Origin of the sequence: Aestuariicoccus sp. MJ-SS9, from assembly GCF_032586235.1 — a bacterium.
Classification (GTDB): Bacteria; Pseudomonadota; Alphaproteobacteria; order Rhodobacterales; family Rhodobacteraceae; genus Aestuariicoccus.
The window spans coordinates 334,226-354,479 of sequence record NZ_JAWHTD010000001.1; the positions used below are offsets into that span (position 1 = coordinate 334,226).

The 20,254-nt window shown below is 63.4% G+C and carries 22 protein-coding genes, 1 tRNA gene and 1 pseudogene; 15 read left to right on the top strand and 9 right to left on the bottom strand.

Translation table 11 applies throughout. From position 1 onward, the window contains the following. Positions 1-3: 3 nt before the first annotated feature. Entirely contained in the window at positions 4-705 is a 702-nt protein-coding gene (locus RXV88_RS01635; protein WP_316290089.1) for an NUDIX hydrolase, read from the bottom strand. A gap of 26 nt (positions 706-731) precedes the next feature. Further along, a complete protein-coding gene (locus RXV88_RS01640) occupies positions 732-1,121 on the bottom strand; it encodes a DUF983 domain-containing protein (RefSeq protein WP_316290090.1) in 390 nt (129 codons plus the stop codon). A gap of 202 nt (positions 1,122-1,323) precedes the next feature. Between RXV88_RS01640 and RXV88_RS01645 the strand changes: the two genes are divergently transcribed. The 4 genes from RXV88_RS01645 (at position 1,324) to RXV88_RS01660 (ending at position 3,343) form a co-directional block, all read left to right on the top strand. Continuing rightward, positions 1,324-1,812 (top strand): EF-hand domain-containing protein, encoded by a 489-nt coding sequence (locus RXV88_RS01645; RefSeq protein ID WP_316290093.1) that lies wholly within the window; start codon positions 1,324-1,326, stop codon positions 1,810-1,812. Positions 1,813-1,890: 78 nt separating this feature from the next. Beyond that, complete coding sequence (locus RXV88_RS01650) at positions 1,891-2,484, top strand: RNA polymerase sigma factor (RefSeq protein WP_316290095.1); 594 nt, start codon at positions 1,891-1,893, stop codon at positions 2,482-2,484. Then, positions 2,474-2,842: a hypothetical protein gene (locus RXV88_RS01655; RefSeq protein ID WP_316290096.1), complete on the top strand. Its 369-nt coding sequence runs from the start codon at positions 2,474-2,476 to the stop codon at positions 2,840-2,842. Before RXV88_RS01650 ends, RXV88_RS01655 begins: the two co-directional genes overlap by 11 nt. A 3-nt stretch (positions 2,843-2,845) precedes the next feature. Beyond that, the gene (locus tag RXV88_RS01660; RefSeq protein WP_316290099.1) at positions 2,846-3,343 is read left to right on the top strand and encodes a periplasmic heavy metal sensor; all 498 of its coding nucleotides are present in this window, start codon (positions 2,846-2,848) and stop codon (positions 3,341-3,343) included. A 9-nt stretch (positions 3,344-3,352) separates the two neighbouring features. Here RXV88_RS01660 and RXV88_RS01665 read toward each other — a convergent pair whose 3' ends face one another. Next, positions 3,353-4,786 carry a diguanylate cyclase gene (locus RXV88_RS01665; RefSeq protein WP_316290101.1) on the bottom strand — a complete coding sequence of 478 codons (1,434 nt, stop codon included), beginning with the start codon at positions 4,784-4,786 and terminating at the stop codon, positions 3,353-3,355. 96 nt (positions 4,787-4,882) lie between these two features. Here RXV88_RS01665 and RXV88_RS01670 point away from each other — a divergent pair, with 96 nt between their 5' ends. The 7 genes from RXV88_RS01670 to RXV88_RS01700 all read left to right on the top strand — a co-directional run bounded on the left by RXV88_RS01670 (position 4,883) and on the right by RXV88_RS01700 (position 10,896). Next, on the top strand, positions 4,883-5,167 hold the full coding sequence (locus tag RXV88_RS01670) for a DUF3572 domain-containing protein (protein WP_316290104.1): 285 nt from the start codon (positions 4,883-4,885) through the stop codon (positions 5,165-5,167). Continuing rightward, positions 5,164-5,868 (top strand): HAD family hydrolase, encoded by a 705-nt coding sequence (locus RXV88_RS01675; protein ID WP_316290105.1) that lies wholly within the window; start codon positions 5,164-5,166, stop codon positions 5,866-5,868. Before RXV88_RS01670 ends, RXV88_RS01675 begins: the two co-directional genes overlap by 4 nt. A gap of 98 nt (positions 5,869-5,966) precedes the next feature. Continuing rightward, the gene (locus tag RXV88_RS01680; RefSeq protein ID WP_316290108.1) at positions 5,967-7,535 is read left to right on the top strand and encodes a trimethylamine methyltransferase family protein; all 1,569 of its coding nucleotides are present in this window, start codon (positions 5,967-5,969) and stop codon (positions 7,533-7,535) included. Between the two features lie 93 nt (positions 7,536-7,628). Continuing rightward, a complete protein-coding gene (locus RXV88_RS01685; RefSeq protein ID WP_316290110.1) occupies positions 7,629-8,237 on the top strand; it encodes a heme NO-binding domain-containing protein in 609 nt (202 codons plus the stop codon). Then, positions 8,234-9,250 (top strand): diguanylate cyclase domain-containing protein, encoded by a 1,017-nt coding sequence (locus RXV88_RS01690; RefSeq protein WP_316290113.1) that lies wholly within the window; start codon positions 8,234-8,236, stop codon positions 9,248-9,250. Before RXV88_RS01685 ends, RXV88_RS01690 begins: the two co-directional genes overlap by 4 nt. A gap of 189 nt (positions 9,251-9,439) precedes the next feature. Further along, complete coding sequence (locus tag RXV88_RS01695; RefSeq protein ID WP_316290116.1) at positions 9,440-10,756, top strand: mechanosensitive ion channel family protein; 1,317 nt, start codon at positions 9,440-9,442, stop codon at positions 10,754-10,756. A 65-nt stretch (positions 10,757-10,821) separates the two neighbouring features. Then, positions 10,822-10,896, top strand: a tRNA-Gln gene (locus RXV88_RS01700). A gap of 280 nt (positions 10,897-11,176) precedes the next feature. On the opposite strand, the gene RXV88_RS01705 is transcribed toward RXV88_RS01700, so the two are convergent. Genes RXV88_RS01705 through RXV88_RS01715 form a run of 3 tightly spaced genes read right to left on the bottom strand, consistent with a single transcriptional unit; the run spans position 11,177 to position 13,520 of the window. Beyond that, positions 11,177-12,853 (bottom strand): recombinase family protein, encoded by a 1,677-nt coding sequence (locus tag RXV88_RS01705; RefSeq protein ID WP_316290119.1) that lies wholly within the window; start codon positions 12,851-12,853, stop codon positions 11,177-11,179. Next, positions 12,850-13,287, bottom strand: coding sequence for a DUF2924 domain-containing protein (locus RXV88_RS01710; RefSeq protein ID WP_316290120.1), 438 nt, complete (start codon positions 13,285-13,287; stop codon positions 12,850-12,852). The genes RXV88_RS01705 and RXV88_RS01710 overlap by 4 nt, the downstream gene beginning before the upstream one ends. Further along, entirely contained in the window at positions 13,287-13,520 is a 234-nt protein-coding gene (locus RXV88_RS01715; RefSeq protein ID WP_316290121.1) for a DUF3489 domain-containing protein, read from the bottom strand. Before RXV88_RS01715 ends, RXV88_RS01710 begins: the two co-directional genes overlap by 1 nt. A gap of 636 nt (positions 13,521-14,156) precedes the next feature. Here RXV88_RS01715 and RXV88_RS01720 point away from each other — a divergent pair. Beyond that, positions 14,157-14,993, top strand: coding sequence for a DUF3883 domain-containing protein (locus RXV88_RS01720; RefSeq protein ID WP_316290124.1), 837 nt, complete (start codon positions 14,157-14,159; stop codon positions 14,991-14,993). A gap of 85 nt (positions 14,994-15,078) precedes the next feature. Here RXV88_RS01720 and RXV88_RS01725 read toward each other — a convergent pair whose 3' ends face one another. From RXV88_RS01725 to RXV88_RS01735, 3 genes are all read right to left on the bottom strand, one after another. After that, positions 15,079-16,149, bottom strand: a complete 1,071-nt coding sequence (locus RXV88_RS01725; RefSeq protein ID WP_316290126.1) for a hypothetical protein — start codon at positions 16,147-16,149, stop codon at positions 15,079-15,081. 135 nt (positions 16,150-16,284) lie between these two features. Then, entirely contained in the window at positions 16,285-16,668 is a 384-nt protein-coding gene (locus RXV88_RS01730; RefSeq protein WP_316290128.1) for a hypothetical protein, read from the bottom strand. 266 nt (positions 16,669-16,934) lie between these two features. Then, the gene (locus RXV88_RS01735) at positions 16,935-17,360 is read right to left on the bottom strand and encodes a hypothetical protein (protein ID WP_316290130.1); all 426 of its coding nucleotides are present in this window, start codon (positions 17,358-17,360) and stop codon (positions 16,935-16,937) included. A 774-nt stretch (positions 17,361-18,134) separates the two neighbouring features. Between RXV88_RS01735 and tnpA the strand changes: the two genes are divergently transcribed. The 3 genes and pseudogenes from tnpA to tnpC form a co-directional block, all read left to right on the top strand. Beyond that, positions 18,135-18,518 carry an IS66-like element accessory protein TnpA gene (gene tnpA, locus RXV88_RS01740; protein WP_316290132.1) on the top strand — a complete coding sequence of 128 codons (384 nt, stop codon included), beginning with the start codon at positions 18,135-18,137 and terminating at the stop codon, positions 18,516-18,518. Continuing rightward, positions 18,515-18,868 (top strand): IS66 family insertion sequence element accessory protein TnpB, encoded by a 354-nt coding sequence (tnpB, locus tag RXV88_RS01745; RefSeq protein WP_316290134.1) that lies wholly within the window; start codon positions 18,515-18,517, stop codon positions 18,866-18,868. The genes tnpA and tnpB overlap by 4 nt, the downstream gene beginning before the upstream one ends. A gap of 68 nt (positions 18,869-18,936) precedes the next feature. After that, positions 18,937-20,122 (top strand): annotated as a pseudogene (gene tnpC / locus RXV88_RS01750) (IS66 family transposase); the annotation flags it as partial. Between the last annotated feature and the right edge of the window lie 132 nt (positions 20,123-20,254).

Below are 20,254 nucleotides of genomic sequence, written 5' to 3' on the forward strand. Positions count from 1 at the left end.
GGGTCAGTCCGTCATCGGCACGCCGCGCAGGCGCAGGAACAGGCTTTCCTCATCGTCGTTGCGGAAAAACGGCACCGACAGGGGAGGCGCGGTGTCGTGCACCCTTGCTGTGACCTCGGCCAGAACGACCTCGGTGATGAAGGGCAGGTCAAAGCCGCGCACCTCGTCCAGCGCGATCCACTGCAGGTGGCGCAATTCGTCCGACGCGGCCGAGAAATCGTCGGGATCGGTCGCCAGCGCATCGGCATCGACCAGAAAGAACCGCGCGTCGAAGCGGCGCGGGCGGCCGGGCGGCGTGATGGCGCGGAAGACGAATTGCAGCTCGGCGGCGCTGGGCAGCAGGTCGCGCTGGGCAAGCCCCTGCCAGTCCGGCGGCGCCTCGCCCGGCCAGGCCCCGGGCGTGCCGAGGATCTGGCCGGTCTCCTCCCACAACTCGCGGATGGCGGCGGCGGCCAGCGCGGTGGCGCGCCCCGGCGTGGCATCTTCGTCCAGCCGCGCGGCGCAGAGCGGCGGCAGCGGCTGGGCCAGGGGGACAGAGGCGTCGCCCTTGTCGACGGCCCCACCCGGAAAGACGAACTTGTCGGGCATGAAGACCGCCGCCGATCCGCGCTGCCCCATCAGGATGCGCGGACGGGTGGCGCGGTCGCGCAGCACGATGACGGTGGACGCATCGCGGATCGCGGTCTTGTCGGTGGTTTCACTCATGCCCGGCCTTTCCTGCCCCGGGGCGGTCATGCTGGGCGCGAGAACCCGTGCATGTAGCGCGACCACTGGATCGCGACGATCACCCCTTTCAGTCGGGGCAGAAGATACAGAGACAATCCGATACATCCAACCGCGAAGATCGTGAACAGGATCAAGGGCTCGGGCCGCCAGGTGACGAAGACCAGATGCAGCAGCGGCGCCATCAGGTGGCCCACCAGCAGGATCGTCAGATAGGCCGGGCCGTCGTCGGCGCGGTGATGATACAGCTCTTCGCGGCAGACCGGGCAGGTGTCGCGCACCTTGAGATAGCCGCGCAGCAAGGGCCCGCTGCCGCAATTGGGACAGCGGCGGCGCCAGCCTTTCCAGACCGCGGGGAGGGTGGGCCGGTCCTCCGTTTTCCGGGACGTTTCGGTCATCGCATCTCTCGCTACTCGTAGGCGGAAAATGCACCAGAGGCCGGGCCGAACGGAATGGGCCAAGTTGTCCTTGCGTCCGGATGTCGCAAATCACGCGGACGTGATCGGGACGACCGACGGAACCCGCGCCGTGCCTCGTTTGAGCCTTCATGACCACGCGCCGGAGGGCCGCGGTTCTGAACGTCAAACAGGAGATGACATTATGAAAAAGACACTGATTCTCGGCACGGCCTGCGCGCTCTTTCTCGGCCTCGGGGCGGTCGGGGCCTCGGCCCATGGCGGCAAGGGCGGCCAGCGCGGCCCGGATTTCGCCATGCTGGATGCGGATGGCGACGGGCAGGTCACCCTGGCCGAGCTTGAGGCGCACCGCGCCGCACGCTTTGCCGAGATGGACGCCGACGGCGATGGCTTTGTGACCGAGGCCGAGCTGACCGCCCATGCCGAGGCGATGGCGGACGAACGGCGCGCCGGGCGCATCGGGCGGATGATGTCGCGCATGGATGCCGATGACGACGGCAGGCTGAGCATTGAAGAGCTGCAGGGCCGGCGCGATCCTGCGCTGTTGATCGAGCGGCTGGACAGCGACGGCGACGGCGCGCTGAGCCCTGAAGAAATGGCCGACATGCGCCAGATGCGCGGCGGGCACGGGGGCCGTGACGGCCACGGCGGACGCAAGATGCACCGCGACTGACAGGCCCGGCCCCGGCCCGGCGCGATCCGGGCCGGGGCAGCGTTGCCCGCGGGCGCGCGAACCGTTAGCCGTGACTGCATGGACATGCCGCTGGACGCCATGAACGATCAGACCGACGAGGCGCTTCTGGCGGCCTTCGCCAAAGGCGAGCCCGCCGCGGCCCGGGCCCTGACCGCGCGGCTGGCGCCGCGGGTCTATGCCCATGCCGCGCGGCTTCTCGGCGATACCACCGAGGCCGAGGACGTGGCGCAGGAGGCCATGCTGCGGCTCTGGCGCATCGCACCGGACTGGCGCAGCGGCGAGGCGCAGGTCACGACCTGGCTTTACCGCGTCACGGCCAATCTCTGCACCGACCGGCTGCGCCGCCGGTCGCGCGCGGCGGTCGATCTTGCCTCGGTGCCCGAACCGGCGGACGACGCCGCATCCGCCACGTTGCGCTTGCAGGACAAGGCCCGGGGGGCGGCGCTGCAGGAGGCGCTGATGCGATTGCCCGAACGGCAGCGGCAGGCGGTGGTGTTGCGCCATATCGAGGGGCTGACCAACCCCGAGATCGCGCGCATCATGGACATCGGTCCGCGCGCCGTGGAAAGTCTCACGGCGCGTGGGAAACGCGGGCTGGAACTGCTGCTTTCGGGCCGGCGCGAGGAATTGGGGTTCGACGATGACGACTGACAAGCGCAAGCCGGATACCGGCCTTGAGGAGTATTTCGCCGCCGCCCGCGACGCGGCGCCGCTGCCGCCGGGCGATCTGCTGGCGCGGATCGAGGCGGATGCGCTGGCCGAGCAGGCGGCGCTGGCCCGGCCGCGCCGGGCGGGCGCGGTTCCGTCAGGCCTTTGGGCCGATCTGCGCCAGGCGTTGGGGGGCTGGCCGGCCTTTGCGGGGCTGGCGGCCTCGGCCTGCGTGGGGCTCTGGATCGGGGTCAGCCCACCGGCCTCGGTGGCCGGCCTGTGGCCGGCGTCGGCGGCGGAACTGACGGGCGACACGCTCGACCCGGTCAGCGGCTTCGATTTCGTATTGGTGGAAGGATAGGCGATGGCGGACGCAACCGGGCCGAAGCGCGGGATGACGGGATGGATCCGGGCGGTGCTGTTCGCGTCGCTGGCGCTCAACCTGCTGATCGCCGGGATCGCGGCGGGGATGTACTGGCGCGGCGGGCCGGATCGCGGACCGCGCGACCGTGATTTCGCAGCACCTTATGCCCGCGCGCTTGGGGACGAACAGCGCGGCACCCTGCGGCGCGCGTTGCGGCGCGAATTCCTGGCCAACCGGCCGGAACGCGGCGCGCTGGCGCAGGGGTACGTCGCGGCCAGTGCCGCGCTGCGCGCCGAACCCTTCGACCGCGCCGCACTCGAAGCCGTTCTGGAGGGCCAGGCGCGGCAAGCGCAGACCCGTCAGGAGATCGGCCGCAGGGTCATGATCGACTTTCTGAGCAATATGAGCGCCGAGGACCGCGCCGCCTTCGCCGACCGGCTGGATCAAGAGATCGACCGGCTGTCACGGCGCGCAAAGGCCTGGCAGCCGAGGGATTAGGCCACCGTTTCAGGCCCGGTTCTGCAACGCCCGGTCCAGCGGCATGGGCGGCACGGTGGTGTCGCGTGCGGGTGGCGGGCGGTCTATTTCCACCCGGTTGCGGCCGTTTTTCTTGGCGCGGTACATGGCGCGGTCGGCGCGCTGGATCAGGTCGGCGCCGGTAACGGCCACGCCCGGATCGGTGACCGCCACGCCCAGAGACGCAGTGACCCGCAGCGGCGGCGACAACCCTTGCGCGGGGACCCGCAGCCGCGACAGCGAGCTGCACAGCCGTTTCGCGATGCGCAGGGCGCTGTCGGCGTCGGCGTCGGGCATGACCACGAGAAATTCTTCGCCCCCCAGCCGGGCCACGAGGTCGGCGGCGCGCAGCCGGTCGCCGAGATGCCGGGCGACGGCGGTCAGCACCTGATCGCCGGCGGCATGACCATGGGTGTCGTTGATCGCCTTGAAGTGATCGAGGTCGATCACCAGAACGGCGGCCTCGCGTCCGCGGTGATGCGCGGTGCGGGCCAGCCGGTCGAGATGCGGCAGCGCGTAGCGGCGGTTGTAAAGCCCGGTCAGCGGATCGGTCAGCGCCGCGCGCAGACCGACTTGCATGTTCGCGCGCAGCCGGTCGGCGGTGCGTTTGCGGGTCACCTGCCGCTGCAGCCGCAGGATCAGCTCGTCGGCGTAAAGCCCGTTCGCCATCAGGTCGTTCGCCCCCAGATCGAGCGCGGTGGCGGCGCTGGCCGTCTGGGCGCCGTTGGCGACATAGAGGATCGCCGCGTGCCGCGTCGCGGTATTCGCCCGCATTTCGGACAGAAGGCTGAGCGTGGCACCACTGGAGCGGGGGTCTTCGATCATCACGAAGACATCCGCCGTGCCGTCGGGATCGCGCATCGCCGCCTCCGGCGACATCTGCGAGAATTTTCCGCGCAGACGTTGCCGCACTGCGTCGATCACCGGGTCAAGGTCATTCGCCCCCGCCGGTGCGATGAAGACGACCCGCGGCGGTGCGGCGAATTCGGCCTGATCCTCGGCCAGTCCGAGGGCGCGCTGGGTGTCGTCGCGCAGGCGCAGCTCGGCCTCGGCGTCGCGTGACCGTAGCAGGCTGCGCATCCGCGCCAACAGGACCAGATCGTCCACGGGCCGCGGCAGGCAGTCGTCCGCGCCGCCGGCCAACGCGTCACAGCAGGCCTGCGGTCCCGGCCCGTCGCAGAGCAGAATGACCGGCAGCGCCGCCGCGATGCGGGTCGCGTGCAGCATTTCGCAGAGTTCTGCCCCGGTGACATCGCTCAACTCCTGCGCGGCGATCACCAGATCCGTGGGGTGTTCGGCGACATGGGTCATGACCTCTTTGCCGGTCGCCGCGACACTCACGTCGTAATACGCCTCTTCCAGCGTCACCCGCATCATGATGCGGTTCGTCGCGATCGGGTCGGCAATCAGGATCCGTCCGGGCATTGGGTTTCCTCGGTGCCGCGGATCACGGCTTGATCCGCGCGTCGACTCCAGTTCTTATTGAGCTTGGTTAAAAAACCCTTTCGAAAGTCCATAAAGATGCTGCCATCGCGCGAAATTGCCGAAGTCGTCGGCCTGCAGGCGATGGCCTGGCTGGCCGCCAATGACGAATTGCTGCCGGTTTTCATGGGGGCGACCGGCGCCTCGACGTCGGATTTCCGCGAGAATCTTCAGGATCCGGTGTTTCAGGCCTCGGTGCTGGACTTTCTGTTGATGGACGACACCTGGATCGTGCAGTTCTGCGATGCGCAGGAGCTGGCCTATGACATGCCGATGCGCGCCCGCGCGGCGTTGCCTGGCGCCGAGCAGGTGCATTGGACGTGACCGGCGGCGGCATCGCGGGGGTCGTCTTTGACAAGGACGGCACGCTTTTCGATTTCCGCGCCACATGGGATGTCTGGGCGGCGGGGGTGCTGGCGGACTTGTCGGAGGGCGATGCGCAGGTGCTGGTCCGGCTGGCGGACGCGGCGCAGTTCGATCTGGAGAGCAGATCCTTTCGGCCCGAAAGCGCCATCATCGCGGGCACTCATCGCGAAGCGGCGGAGATCCTGGCAAGCGCCCTGCCGGGGGCCGATGTGGACCGGCTGGAGCGGGACCTGGCGGAAAAGGCCAGCCGCGCGCCGCTGGCGCCCGCCGCCGATCTGCCGTCCGTCCTTGGCGGTTTGCGCGCGCGCGGATTGCGGCTTGCGGTGATGACCAACGATGCGGAATCGGTGGCGCGGGCGCATCTGGGCGCGGTGGGGGTGCTGGACCGCTTCGACATGATCGCCGGATTCGATAGCGGGTTCGGGGCCAAGCCGGATCCCGGGCCGCTCTGGGCTTGCGCCGACCGGATGGCGGTTCCGCCCGAGCGCTGCGTCATGGTCGGCGACAGCACCCACGACCTGCAGGCCGGACGCGCCGCGGGCATGCGCTGCGTCGGTGTGCTGACCGGCCCGGCGGGGCGCGCCGACCTTGCCCCGCTGGCGGATGCGGTGCTGACGGATATCGGCGCGCTTCCGGGCTGGCTCGATTCCATGGCATAGCGCGGCCCGGCCGTCGAAAACGACCGATTGCGTCGCTATCCGACAGGCCGCGCCCTCCGGGCGGTGGTGTCCTTGGACAACCGCGACAGGAGGTCACCATGCCAGAGGCCGCAACCAAAGACCGCAAACGCCGCCGCAGCGGCGGCCGCGCGGGCAACGCCACCCGCCGTGGCACGGCGGTGATCGAGCAAATGCCCTGGCGCGTCCCGATCAACACCGACCGCCCGACCGAGCCGCTGACCGAGGAAGGCGTCGCGCGGGTTCACGACGCGGCGATGCGGATCCTCGAAGAGATCGGGATCGAGTTTCTGAACCCCGAGGCGGTCGCGATCCTGAAGGACGCGGGCTGCGAGGTGCGCGACGAGAACGTCCGGATGGGGCGTGATCTGGTGATGGAGTTCGTGGCCAAGGCCCCGTCGCAATTCACCCTGACCCCGCGCAACCCCGACCGCCGCATCACCATCGGCGGCGGGCATATCGTCTTTGGCAACGTGTCCTCGCCGCCCAATTACTGGGACATGGAGATCGGCAAGAAGGTGCCCGGCACCCGCGAGATGTGCCGCAATCTTTTGAAGCTGACGCAGTATTTCAACTGCATCCACTTCGCGGGCGGCTATCCGGTCGAGCCGGTCGATCTGCACGCCTCGGTCCGGCATCTGGATGTGCTTTATGACAAGCTCACCCTGACCGACAAGGCGATGCACGCCTACAGCCTCGGCAAGGAACGGGTCGAGGACGTGATGGAGATGGTGCGCATCGCCGGCGGGCTCAGCCACGAGGAGTTCGAGGCGACGCCGAGGATGTATACCAATATCAACTCGACCTCGCCGCTGAAACACGATTTCCCGATGATGGACGGCTGGATGCGCTGCGCGCGGCGCGGGCAGGGGCTGGTCGTGACGCCGTTCACCCTGGCGGGCGCTATGGCCCCGGTGACCATGGCGGGCGCGGTGGCGCAATCGCTGGCCGAAGGGCTGGCCGCCATCGTTCTGGCGCAGGCGCTCCGCCCGGGCGCGCCGGTGGCCATCGGCACCTTTACGTCGAATGTCGACATGAAATCCGGCGCGCCGGCCTTTGGCACGCCGGAATACATGCGCGCAACCCAGATGACCGGCCAGATGGCGCGGTTCTATGGCCTACCCATGCGCTCAAGCGGTGTCTGCGCCGCCAACGTGCCGGACGGGCAGGCCATGTGGGAGACCGAGCACAGCCTCTGGGCGGCGATCCAGTCGGGCACCAACATGGTCTATCACGCGGCCGGCTGGCTCGAGGGCGGTCTGATCGCCAGCCCCGAGAAATTCATCATGGATTGCGAGGTTCTGCAGCAGCTTCAGCGCTATCTGGAGCCCGAAATCTGCGACGTGTCGGATGCCGGGCTGGCGCTCGACACCATCGCCGAGGTCGGGCCCAACGGGCATTTCTTCGGCACCCAGCACACCCAGGACCGCTATACCACGGCGTTTTACCAGCCGTTCCTGAGCGACTGGAAGAACTACGAGGCCTGGGACGCGGCCGGGGCGGTCTGGACGGCAGAGCGCGCGCATCTGATTTACAAGGCGATCATCAACGATTTCGAACCGCCGCCGCTGGATGACGCGATCCGCGAGGAACTGGCCGACTTCGTCGCCCGTCGAAAGGCCGAAGGCGGCGCGCCGACCGATTTCTGACGCCGAATGGCATCAAAAAGGCCCAGATCCGTTTGCGGTTTGTAAACCGTCGCTATTTTACGCTGACAAGTAAGCAGTCAGGGCAAAAGATGGATGCATGGTCTTATAAATCTCACGCTTCAGTGTTTTTTGAAAGATACCTACGGTAACGGTGTCTGGAGCGAGATTGCCGAACGGGCCCGGTTGGAAATACCGGAGTTTGAGGCAATGCTCACCTATGATCCGCAGATATTGAAGGATGTCTTGACCGCCGCCGAAGCGACTCTGGTTAAACCCCGCGACGCCACGCTGGAGGATCTGGGCACCTACCTCGTGTGCCATCCCAACAACGAAAGCCTGCGGCGTCTTCTGCGATTCGGTGGTGTGGATTTCGTTGACTTCATGCATTCACTCGACGACCTTCCCGACCGTGTACGGCTTGCGGTCGAGGATCTGGAACTGCCCGAGCTGGAGCTGCGCGAGATGACGCAAGAGAACTATTGTCTCGAGGTGCGCGGCACGTTTCGGGGCTTCGGCCATGTCGTTGTCGGGCTGCTGCGGGCGATGGCGGACGATTACGGCGCGCTTGTCCTGCTGGATCACCGCGGTCAGCACGGGGATACCGAAACCATCGACATCGCCCTCGTCGAAACGGAATTCGCCGAAGGCCGCGAATTCCAGCTGGGCGCGGACCCCACCCTCCGGCGGAGCGCGGTACAATGACCATCGACAAATCGACGCTGAACGCGCTGTGCCCGATGCATGTGGTTCTGGATCGTCATGGCCGGATCGTCCAGGCCGGGCCGACCTTGCAGAAGCTCAGCCCGGGCATCGAGCTGGTTGGACAGCTGTTCCTCGACATCTTCTCGGTCCGCCGCCCGCGCGCGGTCGACGATATGGGCGCACTCTTGCGCGCCGAGGGGCGCAAGCTGCACATGCGGTTCCGTAACGGCCCCGACACCGCGATCAAGGGGCTGCTGGCCGCCGATCCGGCCAGCGCCGGTGCGGTGGTCAACCTGTCCTTCGGCATCTTCACTGCCGAGGCGGTGCGCAACTTTCACCTCACCAGCGCCGATTTCGCCGCCACCGACCTGGCGGTGGAAATGCTCTATTTGGTCGAGGCGAAATCCGCCGCGATGGAGGAATCGCGCATGCTCAACCAGCGCCTTCAGGGCGCAAAGATCGCCGCCGAGGAACGTGCCTTTACCGATACGCTGACCGGTCTGCGCAACCGTCGGGCGATGGATCATGTCATCGAACGGCTCGCCGTGGGCAACAACACGTTCTCCGTGATGCGCATCGACCTCGATTATTTCAAGGATGTGAACGACACGCTGGGCCATGCCGCGGGCGACCGGGTGCTGCAGCATGTCGCCAAGGTGATGGTCGCCTCCACCCGCAAGGAGGATACGGTGACCCGCGTCGGCGGCGATGAATTCGTGATCCTGTTCGACGGGCTCGGCGACCGCGCGCGCCTCATGGCGCTTGCGTCCGATCTGATCGCCGAGATCGAAAAACCCATTCCACACGGCGACCGGATCTGCCGCATCTCGGCCAGTATCGGCATCAGCATCCGCAACGACCGCAATTCCGTGACCGCGCAGGACATCCTGGAACAGGCCGACCGTGCGCTTTACGCCGCCAAGAACGCGGGCCGCGCCCAGGCCGCGATCTATGGTGCGGAGTTCGAGGGCGACCGCCTCACCACCCAGGACCGCAGGATGGCCGACGGCTGATCAAAGCCCCAAGCGGCATAACGGACTTGCCTGCGCCCGGCTCAACCGCCAGTCTGACGCCATGGCGTTTCGGGGCCAGCCTGAATCGAAATACCTCTGCCGCGCTGCGGGCTCTCGGGGCGTTTTGGACAATCGATGGCTCGGATATGACCCAAAACGCGGTATTAAACCGAACCGATTGAGACCCCGATGGTGCGCCTTATCCTCGTTTGTCTTTGTCTGCTGATCGGGCAGGCCGCTCTGTCGCAGGAGGCGGACCAGCCCTCGGGCACGATCACCATTGACGACAGCGCAGCCCGCGACGCGGCCATCGCAGTGCGTATCCGCGAAATCCTAGCCCAGCTCGAAGGCTATGACGACGTCACCGTGTCGGTCAGCTCGGGCATCGTCACCCTGCGCGGCACGACGCTCGACAGCGCGGCGGTCACCCGTCTGAACGCGCTCGCGGGGCGGGTCGAAGGGGTCGTGGCCATCGAAAACGAGGTCACCGAAACCGCCGACGTGGTGCGCCGGCTTGACCCGGCGGTGGACCGCTTCGTCAACCGCGCGCGCCAGTTCGTGGCCTTCCTGCCTCTGGTCGGTGTTGCCCTCGCGGCGTTCCTCGCCGTTGTGTTCATTGGCTTTTTCATCGCCCGCTGGCGCCGCCCCTGGGACCGGCTGGCACCCAACGCCTTCATCTCGGATATCTACCGCCAGGTGATCCGGCTCGCCTTTATGGTCGGCGGTGTGGTGGTCGCGCTCGATATCCTCGGGGCTGCGGCGCTGCTGTCGACCATTCTGGGCGCCGCGGGAATCATCGGTCTGGCCATCGGTTTCGCCGTGCGCGACACGGTCGAGAACTTCATCGCCTCGATCATGCTGTCGATCCGCCAGCCCTTCCGGCCCAATGACACCGTCGAGATCGAAGGCGACACCGGCAAGGTGATCCGCCTGACCAGCCGCGCCACGATCCTGCTCAGCTTCGACGGCAACCATATCCGCATCCCAAACGCCACAGTGTTCAAAAGCCGGATCGTCAATTTCAGCCGGAACGACGAACGCCGCTTCGTGCTGGACCTGGGCGTGGCCTACGACACCGATCTGGCCGCAGCCCAGGCGCTGGCGCTGGAAACCGTGCAGGCCTTGCCCTTTGTCCTGACTACGCCCGCCCCGGCGGTCTGGCTGGAAGAGCTGGGCGACAGCGCGGTCATCCTGCGCGTCGCGGCCTGGATCGCACAGCACGAAACCAGCTTTGTCGGTGCCAAGGGCGAGGCCTACCGTATGTGCCTCGCGGCCTTCGACGCCGCCGGGATCGAGATGCCGGGCCCGACCTACACGGTCCAGGGTCTGCCGGCCGACAAACCCGCCCCGGCCCCGCGCCCCGCGCCGGCGATTGCCCCGGCCGAAAAGGTCGAGGTGCAAGAGGTCAAGGCCGCCGCCGAGCAAGAGCTGGAGCAGATCATCGAAACCGAACGGGCCGAGACCAAAGCGGACGATCTGCTTTCGCCCCACGGCCCCGAAGAATGAGCGGGATTTTTAAAAATCCGGGGCTTGATCCCCCTTCGATGTCACAGTAAGTAGCGCGGCATCGTTGGGGTGTAGCCAAGTGGTAAGGCAGCGGTTTTTGGTACCGTGTACCGTAGGTTCGAATCCTACCACCCCAGCCAGAACCCCCTAAGCATTGATATAAATGTATAATTTATTGAATATGACCCTAATTCCGGGGGTATTTTGGGGTATCTAGATACCGCAGATTTTAGTTCTGCCAGAATTTGCGCGGACTGCGGCAAAAGTCTGGAATCGCCATTTTCGCGGTAGCAGTTTGGGCACATGTGATGCGTGTAGCATCGCCTTTCATCTGGGAACGATCGCGACGCGTCCTGGCGCGACGCCGGAGTATCCGTCGGCCGGATACCGGCGTGCGCAGCTTTCTGATTATCAGAAGATTTACAGAGCAGCGAAGGCGTCGCGCTGTTCCGACCAGATGGGTGAGAAGGCATGCCGTTTGAGCCAGTCGGAGGTCATGCCAACCGGTTGTCGGCCTTCGCGGACGGAACGGATGAAGTCTGGCGCTAGGAACGCCAGTTCGATCAATTGCTGAACACGGCGTTTCGAGACACCTTCGGCGTCTGCAATTTCGGCAAAGGTTTTGCCTGACCGGACCAGTTCAAAGTACCGATGCGCGCGAGCGATGTTGCGCAGCAGGGTGGTGTCGATCTCCGTTGGCGCGTCGCCGATGATGAGTTTGGTTTCCACGCCCCGCTTGCGGTGCTGGAATGGAGCCGCGAGCGTCAGGAGGTCTTCGTTGATACGGCTCGGATCCACTTCCAGACCCGCCGCAAGCCGTTCGCCCGAGAGCGCGATCCGGATCTCGCCGGGCTTTATGTCGAGACGCTCGACAACATTCTGACAGCGACGTTTTGCATCTTTCGCCGCACCAGTGTCGGTCGAAATCAATCTGGACAACCGTTCACCCACGGTGACCGTTTCGTCTGTCATTGCACCAACCAGGATGCCTGCGCGAACCTCCTGCTGGTTCAGATGCTGGCGGATCATATCGGAGACCTTGTCTTCCAACTCCGCTGCCGGTAACCGCCACCCGGACGGATCGCGCGGAGTCGTTCCCCGGACTAGTCGGTGGGATACATAGTATCGCAGCTTACGTCCCTTTGCCGTTTTCGAGTGACTCGGGGTTAGACGATCTCCGGTTTGATCGAAGATTCTGCCCGCCAGCGGCGAGACCGATGCCCTTGCACCATTCCGGTTCCGCTTCGTGAAGGTCCGACCCTTCGCCGCATCAGATCGGAGCTGTTCCTGGATACTGTCCCAGACATCCGGATCAATCAGCGGCGGGTGCTGTCCGGGATAGACCTTCGCGTGATGCCGGATGCGCCCGGCATAAACGGGGTTGGTCAGGATGTAGTGGATGTGCCCATAGCTGAAGGAAGCGCCGCCCTTCACCCTTCCCGAGATCAGGGTTCGGACGGGCGTCTTGAGGCCAAGGATGTCTACCTTTTCTTTGACGACACGCGCATTGCGATGCTCGAGAAACAGATCATAGATCGTGCGGATCACCTGGGCATCCGGCTCGGCGATCTTCAGGGACCGGCCATCGGCGGCATAACCCAGCGGCACCGTTGCGCCCATCCACAGCCCTTTCTTCTTGGATGCCGCAATCTTGTCCCGGATGCGCTCGGCAGTCACTTCACGTTCGAACTGGGCGAAGCTCAATAGCATGTTCAGCGTCAGCCGCCCCATACTCGTGGCCGTGTTGAAGGACTGCGTGACCGACACAAAAGATGTGCCCGCGGCGTCCAGGCGTTCAACCATCTTCGCGAAGTCCGCCAGTGAACGCGTCAAGCGGTCGATCTTGTAGACGAGGATCTGATCTACGGCGCCCCGGTCGATGTCAGCCAGCAGGCGTTGGAGCCCCGGACGTTCCATACTGCCGCCGGAGAGACCGCCGTCATCGTATCGCTCCGGCAACAGCACCCAGCCTTCCGCCTTCTGGCTGGCGATGTATGCGGCGCAGGCCTCGTACTGAGCGTCCAGCGAGTTGAACTCCTGCTCCAGCCCGTCCTCCGAGCTCTTCCGCGTGTAGATGGCGCAGCGGATCTTTTTCATGAGCGACTGCCTGCCTGACCGTTGAGGCCGAAGAACCGCGGCCCCGACCAGGTGGTGCCGGTGATCTGCAGCGCGATGGCGGATAGCGATTTATAGTGATCGCCATTCATCAGGAAGCCGTCGTCGCGCACCTCTACCTGATACCGCCGCCCGTTCCATTCCCGAACAAGCTGCGTGCCGGGTTTGATCAAGGGTGCCGGCGCTCTGACCTGTTTGCCGCCAGCGGCGGATTTGAGCGTGCGCCTCACCTCTGTCGTCAGGCCGCCGAAGGCCCGGCACTGCGCATCCCAGATCAGCGCCTTGCGCATGAAGATCATCGACAGGAAGTGTGGCGGGGCGTCTCCAAACGCCGCCGCCCAGGCCACGCGCAGGGCCGCCCGGTCCATCTGGCCGAGGTTTTCCCAACGCGCGACGATGTCCGCATTGTCCGCCATCAGGCGGCGTCCGCCGGTTGGCCCGTGATGCGGTAGCTCAGGGGTTTGCCCTCGCCTGGTTTTTCGGCGGAGATCTCAAACCCCGCCTTACGCAGGCCGGTCAGCGCTGCCCGTGTTGTATGGGACTGCCAGCCGAGCCTGTCGCTGATCGTCGCAACATCCGCACCGGCCTTCCGGGTCAGCAATTGGATCAGCAGCGCTTTCTTCGTCTTCGGTTTGGTCTGCTTTGTCATTCTGTCTTCTCCATTTTGTTCAGGCAGGTCGAAAGTGATCCTGGCACTGAGCAGAGCCCGGAGCCCCGGGCGGAGAAGGCGGCGCGCGGCGCCAGGTGCGTCGCGACACGGACAGTACCGCTCTCTTCGCGCACCAAGTCCAGTGGAATAATAGCCGCTTAACGGGGAAAAGCAGTCATCCGACAAAAAGAATCGGGGGCTCCGGCACTGCCCGCAGTACAAGACGAAATATTCTTCTGACCGAGGCTCCGAGCGACCTGAGCGTTCGAATCCCGCCCGCTCCGCCACTTACACATTGCGAACCCGAGATGAGGTCCCTAGCGGGGCCTTTTTTCTTTTTGGTTCAAAGGGGTTTAAGGAAGGCAGCCGACTTTTGGAGACTTGCCCTTACCCCGAAATCGTTCTCTGACCGCCCCGCGTCTCTTTCCACCCGCCCTCCATCCAGACCGGGACGGCTTCAAAAAGGAACGCCTTTTCAAGTTGTTGTTGAGAATGGGTTGCGCCGCAGTTGATGTGGGTTCAGCCCCTGTCAACGCGAACAGAGACACCCGAAGGCGGCGTGACTGTGCGGGTTGATGCGAAAGACCGCGAGAAGTCTCTGATGACAATGACAATTTCCGCCCATAGCCTGGCGGCATGTCGAATGGGCCTTGGACAGACGAAGAAAACGATCTGATCGTCGCAGATTATTTTGCGATGCTGGCTGATGACATCGCTGGGCACCGCTATAACAAGGCCGAGCATCGACGGGCGCTTATGCCATTGTTGAAAGATCGGTCCGAGGGATCGGTCGAGTTCAAGCACCAGAACATCAGCGCAGTGCTCAAGGGGCTCGGGGAAGACTGGATCCCCGGCTACAAGCCTGCATTCAATTTCCAGATGACCTTGGTGGATGCCGTGGCGCGCTGGCTGGCGTTGAATTCGGCTTGGCTTGGTCGCAGTCCTGCTGCGCGACCGCCGACCGGCCTGGCTGACGCCGCGCCCATCTGGATCGGACCACCGCCGACGCTGTCGAACCAGCCACCGCCACAGGAGCTGGAGCAGATGCTGCACATCGCGCGAAAGTTCGATGTTGCGGCGAGAGACGAGCGAAACCGCACCCTCGGCCGTGCCGGCGAGGAGCGCGTCCTGGCGCACGAGCGTGCAGCCCTTAAATCAGCGGGCCGCGACGACCTTGCGCGTAAGGTCCGGTGGGTGTCGGAAGAGGATGGGGATGGTGCTGGCTACGATATCGCCAGCTTCGCGCCGAACGGACGCCCGCGCCTGATCGAGGTGAAGACGACGAACGGATGGGAGCGCACGCCTTTCCACATCAGCCGGAATGAACTGGCCGTGGCCGAGGAACGGCGTGCGGAATGGTCCCTGTTCCGGCTATGGAATTTCGCACGCGAGCCGAAGGCGTTTGAGCTACATCCACCGCTGGACGCGCATGTTTCACTGACCGCGACGTCCTTTCAAGCAACTTTCCATTGAGCACTCCAAAATCAACGCCATTGCGGATCCCTATTCGGTTGGTGCGCAGTGAAGCTATTTGACAACGTTAATTCAGTTGAACAGATCACTTGGATGGCCAAGCAAATCGGAAGTAACGTACATAGTATTTCTCGTGTAGGTACTTCAGGTCATCCTCCCAATCTGCGATTGCGTCATCATAGCCGCGCGAAGGCATTTTCTTGAAATTCTTCGCAAGTGAGGCGATGTGATAGGCCATCTTCTTCAATCGAAGCGAGCTTTTCGGATCGCCCCATTTCCTCATTTCGGAGATACTCTGGTAGGGCGGCAATTGCCCCGAAAAGCATCGATCCAGTATCAGTTGCCTAGAGGATGCAGGAAGGCCATCAGTCTTGCCGACTGTGTAACCCAAGATCTTTAAATAGCTGATCTCCTGCCGTTCAAAATTTCCGCCTCCCGATCCAGAACCGACATCGGTGGAAGGCCACTTGAAAGCCTCGCTTTCTGGCAATTCCTTTATCCGGCGCCTCCATTCCCTCTCAACGGCTGCGACGATTTGGAGGTGTTGGTCACGCTTCGCGCCAGAAGAGTTTGCCGCACCAAGAGTGTTCGATTTCCAGAGCTTTAGTAGCTGGTCGTTGTCCTTAGATGGTATCGAAGCGCGGATTTTCTTGCCGCTACCAAATAGGTCGATCTTTACAGACTTGGGGTGAGTTATAGGAGCCGCCGTAGTCTTTGCGTTTCGCGTCTTCTTTTTTCGCTTCTCTGCTTTCCGTTCAGCTTTTTGCCTCGCTTTTTCGGCAGCTTTGAGATGCTTTTCGCGCTTTGCCTGTGCTGCTGCCTTGGCTTGCTCAGTCTTTCTGATGGCTGCAGCAAAGTGCCGATCATAGAATGCGTTGATTTCGGTTCTATGACGAAGAACGGTGCCGCCCTTGAAGGTGAGGCCTATCTCGAAGAGGGGATCATCAGTTGCTTTGGCCAGCCAGTTCTCGGCGAGCATTTGAGCAATACAACGAGAGAATAGCCATCTAAACTCATCGCAGTTCTCCAAATCGCCTTCTTTCAGGAAGTCCGAAGCAACCTTCTGCCAAGAAGCTGGGCCATCGGCGATTGCGAGCAAGATAAATTCACAAAGCCCTTTTACTGTTTCGAAGTCGAGTTTGATTTTCTCAGCCATCTCGAGTTGTAGAATATCCGTTCCGCGAATTGCCCAGCGGGCAATACGCCCGACTTGCTTTTCTGAGCACACGGTAGCTTGGCGAAAGGGAGTGAACAATAACCGTGACCACGTGGCCAAGAACACTTGGCTGCACTAGGCGAAAACCCGTCTTCTCTGCTCGTGCCACGGCAGGGAAGAGACAAAGCACAGATCATACAGACTGACCGCCGGTGCCTCGCGGCTGCAGGCCAGTCGCTTTAGCACCTCTGGCGCCAGGTACGCCAACCGCAACTGTCGGCTCACGTGCCGTTCCGCAAGGCCGACGGACTCCGCCAACTCTTGGATTGTCGCGAACTCGCCTGCCTCCATTCGGCGACGCCAGCTCCACGCGCGGCCGATGGCGCGCAGGATGTGAGGATCCTGTGCCTGATCCGCGCTAGGGCCGTGCTCGGCGGGCGGCAGAATCTTCGGTCTCCCGTTCTTCTTGCGCACCCTGAGAGGGATCAGAACACGGATGGTGTCGTTGGGGCTGGTCATTCGGCAGCCTCCATCTCGCGCGGGGCGAACATCTCGCGGATGACCCCGGCGATGCCCTCGCGCCGGATATCGAGTGTGGATCGGCATGCAAAATTGACCCCTGTTACGGGGTGATCGGCGTCCAAAAGTGACCCCCCTGACGAATATGATCAGAAGAGACGACCCAAGCAACTGATTTAGAGAACGATTTGCAGAACACTTACCTGTATTGCTTGGCTAGACAACGCTTTGCGATTGTGGATGGCGCTCAAAAAAATGGGCGCCGTTCACAACATCATGAAACTGTGCTTTTTTCGGAAGTGCTTCGCAAGATTCTTGGACTTCACCTGAGTATTGCACTCCGGACATTCGATCATATTGTCTTCGGGGAATTTAAAGGTTTCCGGAAATTTGATCGGAGCCAAAATTTTGAAAGAGTACATTTCGTCCTCAATCCAGCGGATAAATGTACACGCGGGATCAAAAACCGCGATCCGGCCGACTAAAAATCCTGCGCTGTTCTTTATGAGCAGCATAAAATTGTCATTCTCGCCTGTTTGAACATTTATTAAAGTTGTTTCATTGAACAGAGAAGTTTCGGCCTCTGTCACAACTCCGACAATGAGACCGTCCTGCGTACTGCTCGCGGGAAGCTTGTAGTCGGAGGCCAGAGAGCTGCGTGTTTTCGAATTTGTACCAGAGCCGGTATCCATGCACCCATGCTTGTACCATGGTGGCCCGAGCGGTGGATCGATCCAAACGCTTCCACCGTTATGACGGATGAAATAGACGCGGTCACCACATTCAGGGCAGTCAGTTTGGAAGCAAGAGCTTTCGTTGCTCGAAAGATATCCCGTAAAATCATTGCCAGACGAGTAACCGCCTCCAGAACTGCAGCCGCCGAACGGATGGATGGGAATACATCTCCCTCCAACATATCGAAACTCCACGGGTTGACCGCAGCGGCTGCAAGTCGACATAAATCCCCCAAATGTATGGCGTCAGCTCCCTTAGTTTTACTTGAAGTCTTCGTCGGTGGCCAGTCCTGATGCTTTGCTGAGCGTCCTCGGATTAGAAACCTCTTTTGTGCCTTCTGCCTCAAGACAGCACTTCAGGACCTGATGCCTGCACGAATTGCGCAGCAATTCGCGCCTGACACGCTGGGTCCGACACAGTCACGGGAGAGAGTTGGTTTCTGGGTGCGTTTCCACCGCCACCACATTAGCCATTGATATTCGATGATTTTCCGCCTCGCGTATTGTGCCGTGATTACCGCGACATGCGAGGCGTGATGCCTCCTAGAGACCTGAAATTGCAGGCAAAATAGCCGCCCAGAATGGCGCGAGTCTCTGTTTGGCATTTGGGCGATACGGATTTCAGGCGGGGCAACATGCGCTGGACTGTAACCGGTGTTTTCTCCCCACCTTCCTGCGCCCGGCCTAATCTGAGATCGGCTCCTTCAGGGTCAAATGGGAAGGAGTTTCTCCATGGATGCTACATTGGAGGTTCTCACGGTTGGTGGAGGCCGTCGGCGAAACCGGAAGTGGCCGGATGAGGTGAAGGCTCGGATCGAAGCGGAGACTTTGAGGCCCGGGGCGAGTGTTGCAGCGGTGGCGCGAACACATGGCATTCAGGCGAACCATTTGTCCTCGTGGCGAACGATGGCGCGTCAGGGCAAGCTGGTGCTGACTGCGCCGGATAATGAGGTCGAGTTTGCCGCGATGGTCGTCGGGCCACCGGCCCCAGCGAAGGCGGCCCCCGCCTCCGGAACCGCCGAGATCATCATGGGATCGGTGACGATCCGGCTCGAGGCTGGGGCCTCGGCGGAACGGATTGCCGCGATCGTTCGTGCGTTGGCAGCTCCGGCATGATCTTCCCGTCGAACCGGGTGCGGATCCTGGTCGCCACCAGACCGGTGGACTTCCGCAAGGGGCATGACGGGCTGGCGGCTCTGGTGAAGAATGAGCTGCGCAAGGAGCCCTTCACCGGGACGGTCTTCGTGTTCCGCGCGAAGCGGGCGGATCGGCTGAAGCTGCTCTATTGGGACGGCACCGGCCTGGTGATGGCTTACAAGCGGCTGGAGGAGCACAGCTTCACCTGGCCCGCCATCCGGGACGGGCTCATGACGCTCAGCCATGCCCAGTTCGAAGCTCTGTTTGCCGGGCTCGACTGGCGGCGCGTCCGGGCCATCGAGGCCCGCGCGCCCGAGACCGTCGAATGACTGCGGCAGGATGACTCGGGTGGTGCTTTGGGCAGGCGGAACCGGGACTCGGCTGATAGATCGGCTCCATGCTAAGTGCCGCCGACCTGCCCGATAACATTGACGCCCTGAAGGCGATGCTGGTCGCCTCAGAGGCGCGCAATCTGCGCAAGGATGAGCGGATCGAGCGGCTGGAGAAGCTGGTCGTGGCCTTCAAGCAGGCCGCCTTCGGACGCAAGTCGGAGAAGAGCGACCCGGACCAGTTCGAACTGGCGCTGGAGGATCTGGAGACGGCGATTGCCGCGGTCCATGCCGAAGAAGAAGCCGATGCCCCGGCTGCCAGGCGGAGCGCCAAGCCCCGAGCGGTCAATCGCGGGGCGCTGCCCGACCACCTGCCGCGCATCGAGGAAGTGATCGAACCCGAAAGCCTGACCTGCGCCTGCGGGGCTCGGCATTGTGCTCGAACCAATGGCGCATCAATGGCTCGCCCTGCATTGCATCGGCGAAGACGTGTCGGAACGGCTGGACATCGTCCCTGCCCAGTTCCGGGTGATCGTGACGCGCCGCCCCAAATATGCGTGCCGCAGCTGCACTGACGGCGTCATGCAGGCACCGGCGCCGGCACGTCTGATCCCCGGTGGGCTGCCGACCGAGGCGACGGTCGCGCATGTCTTGGTCAGCAAATACGCCGATCATCTTCCCCTGTATCGCCAGGCACAAATCTACAGCCGCCAGGGTGTCGTCCTCGACCGTTCGACGCTCGCGGACTGGGTCGGGCAGGCGGCCTTCGAGTTGCGCCCTGTCTTCGATGCCCTGATGACGGATCTGAAGCGCTCGACCAAACTCTTCATGGACGAGACCCGCGCCCCAGTGCTCGATCCGGGCAAGCGCAAGACCAAGACGGGATACTTCTGGGCGCTGGCGCGGGATGATCGGCCCTGGAGCGGCGGAGCGCCGCCCGGCGTGGCCTTCAGCTATGCGCCCGGTCGCGGCGGATGCCATGCCGAGCGGGTCTTGCAGGGCTTCGGCGGCGTGCTGCAGGTCGACGGCTACGCTGGCTACAATCGGTTGCTCGCCCCTGATCGGGTCGGCCCCGATATCCGGTTAGCTTTCTGCTGGGCGCACGCCCGGCGCAAGCTGGTCGAGATCACCCGCGCCGGCCTGGCGCCGATTGCCGAAGAGGGCGTGAAGCTTATCGGCGACCTCTATCGCGTCGAAGCCGAGACCCGCGGATGTGATCCCGCAGCTCGTCTTGCGGCGCGGCAGGAACGCTCTGTAGTCGGGTTTGAACAACGCCTTCAGGCGGACTGAAGGCGGAGATTTTGTGTGTTGGGCGTGTGCAGGTCGGCGAACAACCAACCGATGATGACGGTCCAAAGCGCTCTGAGGTGGGCGAGTATCTTGCGG

Coding starts and splice junctions, on each gene's coding strand:
- RXV88_RS01635 (WP_316290089.1), bottom strand. CDS start 705: ATGAGTGAAACCACCGACAAGACCGCGATCCGCGATGCGTCCACCGTC.
- RXV88_RS01640 (WP_316290090.1), bottom strand. CDS start 1,121: ATGACCGAAACGTCCCGGAAAACGGAGGACCGGCCCACCCTCCCCGCG.
- RXV88_RS01645 (WP_316290093.1), top strand. CDS start 1,324: ATGAAAAAGACACTGATTCTCGGCACGGCCTGCGCGCTCTTTCTCGGC.
- RXV88_RS01650 (WP_316290095.1), top strand. CDS start 1,891: ATGGACATGCCGCTGGACGCCATGAACGATCAGACCGACGAGGCGCTT.
- RXV88_RS01655 (WP_316290096.1), top strand. CDS start 2,474: ATGACGACTGACAAGCGCAAGCCGGATACCGGCCTTGAGGAGTATTTC.
- RXV88_RS01660 (WP_316290099.1), top strand. CDS start 2,846: ATGGCGGACGCAACCGGGCCGAAGCGCGGGATGACGGGATGGATCCGG.
- RXV88_RS01665 (WP_316290101.1), bottom strand. CDS start 4,786: ATGCCCGGACGGATCCTGATTGCCGACCCGATCGCGACGAACCGCATC.
- RXV88_RS01670 (WP_316290104.1), top strand. CDS start 4,883: ATGCTGCCATCGCGCGAAATTGCCGAAGTCGTCGGCCTGCAGGCGATG.
- RXV88_RS01680 (WP_316290108.1), top strand. CDS start 5,967: ATGCCAGAGGCCGCAACCAAAGACCGCAAACGCCGCCGCAGCGGCGGC.
- RXV88_RS01685 (WP_316290110.1), top strand. CDS start 7,629: ATGCATGGTCTTATAAATCTCACGCTTCAGTGTTTTTTGAAAGATACC.
- RXV88_RS01690 (WP_316290113.1), top strand. CDS start 8,234: ATGACCATCGACAAATCGACGCTGAACGCGCTGTGCCCGATGCATGTG.
- RXV88_RS01695 (WP_316290116.1), top strand. CDS start 9,440: ATGGTGCGCCTTATCCTCGTTTGTCTTTGTCTGCTGATCGGGCAGGCC.
- RXV88_RS01705 (WP_316290119.1), bottom strand. CDS start 12,853: ATGAAAAAGATCCGCTGCGCCATCTACACGCGGAAGAGCTCGGAGGAC.
- RXV88_RS01710 (WP_316290120.1), bottom strand. CDS start 13,287: ATGGCGGACAATGCGGACATCGTCGCGCGTTGGGAAAACCTCGGCCAG.
- RXV88_RS01715 (WP_316290121.1), bottom strand. CDS start 13,520: ATGACAAAGCAGACCAAACCGAAGACGAAGAAAGCGCTGCTGATCCAA.
- RXV88_RS01720 (WP_316290124.1), top strand. CDS start 14,157: ATGTCGAATGGGCCTTGGACAGACGAAGAAAACGATCTGATCGTCGCA.
- RXV88_RS01725 (WP_316290126.1), bottom strand. CDS start 16,149: ATGGCTGAGAAAATCAAACTCGACTTCGAAACAGTAAAAGGGCTTTGT.
- RXV88_RS01730 (WP_316290128.1), bottom strand. CDS start 16,668: ATGACCAGCCCCAACGACACCATCCGTGTTCTGATCCCTCTCAGGGTG.
- RXV88_RS01735 (WP_316290130.1), bottom strand. CDS start 17,360: ATGGATACCGGCTCTGGTACAAATTCGAAAACACGCAGCTCTCTGGCC.
- tnpA (WP_316290132.1), top strand. CDS start 18,135: ATGGATGCTACATTGGAGGTTCTCACGGTTGGTGGAGGCCGTCGGCGA.
- tnpB (WP_316290134.1), top strand. CDS start 18,515: ATGATCTTCCCGTCGAACCGGGTGCGGATCCTGGTCGCCACCAGACCG.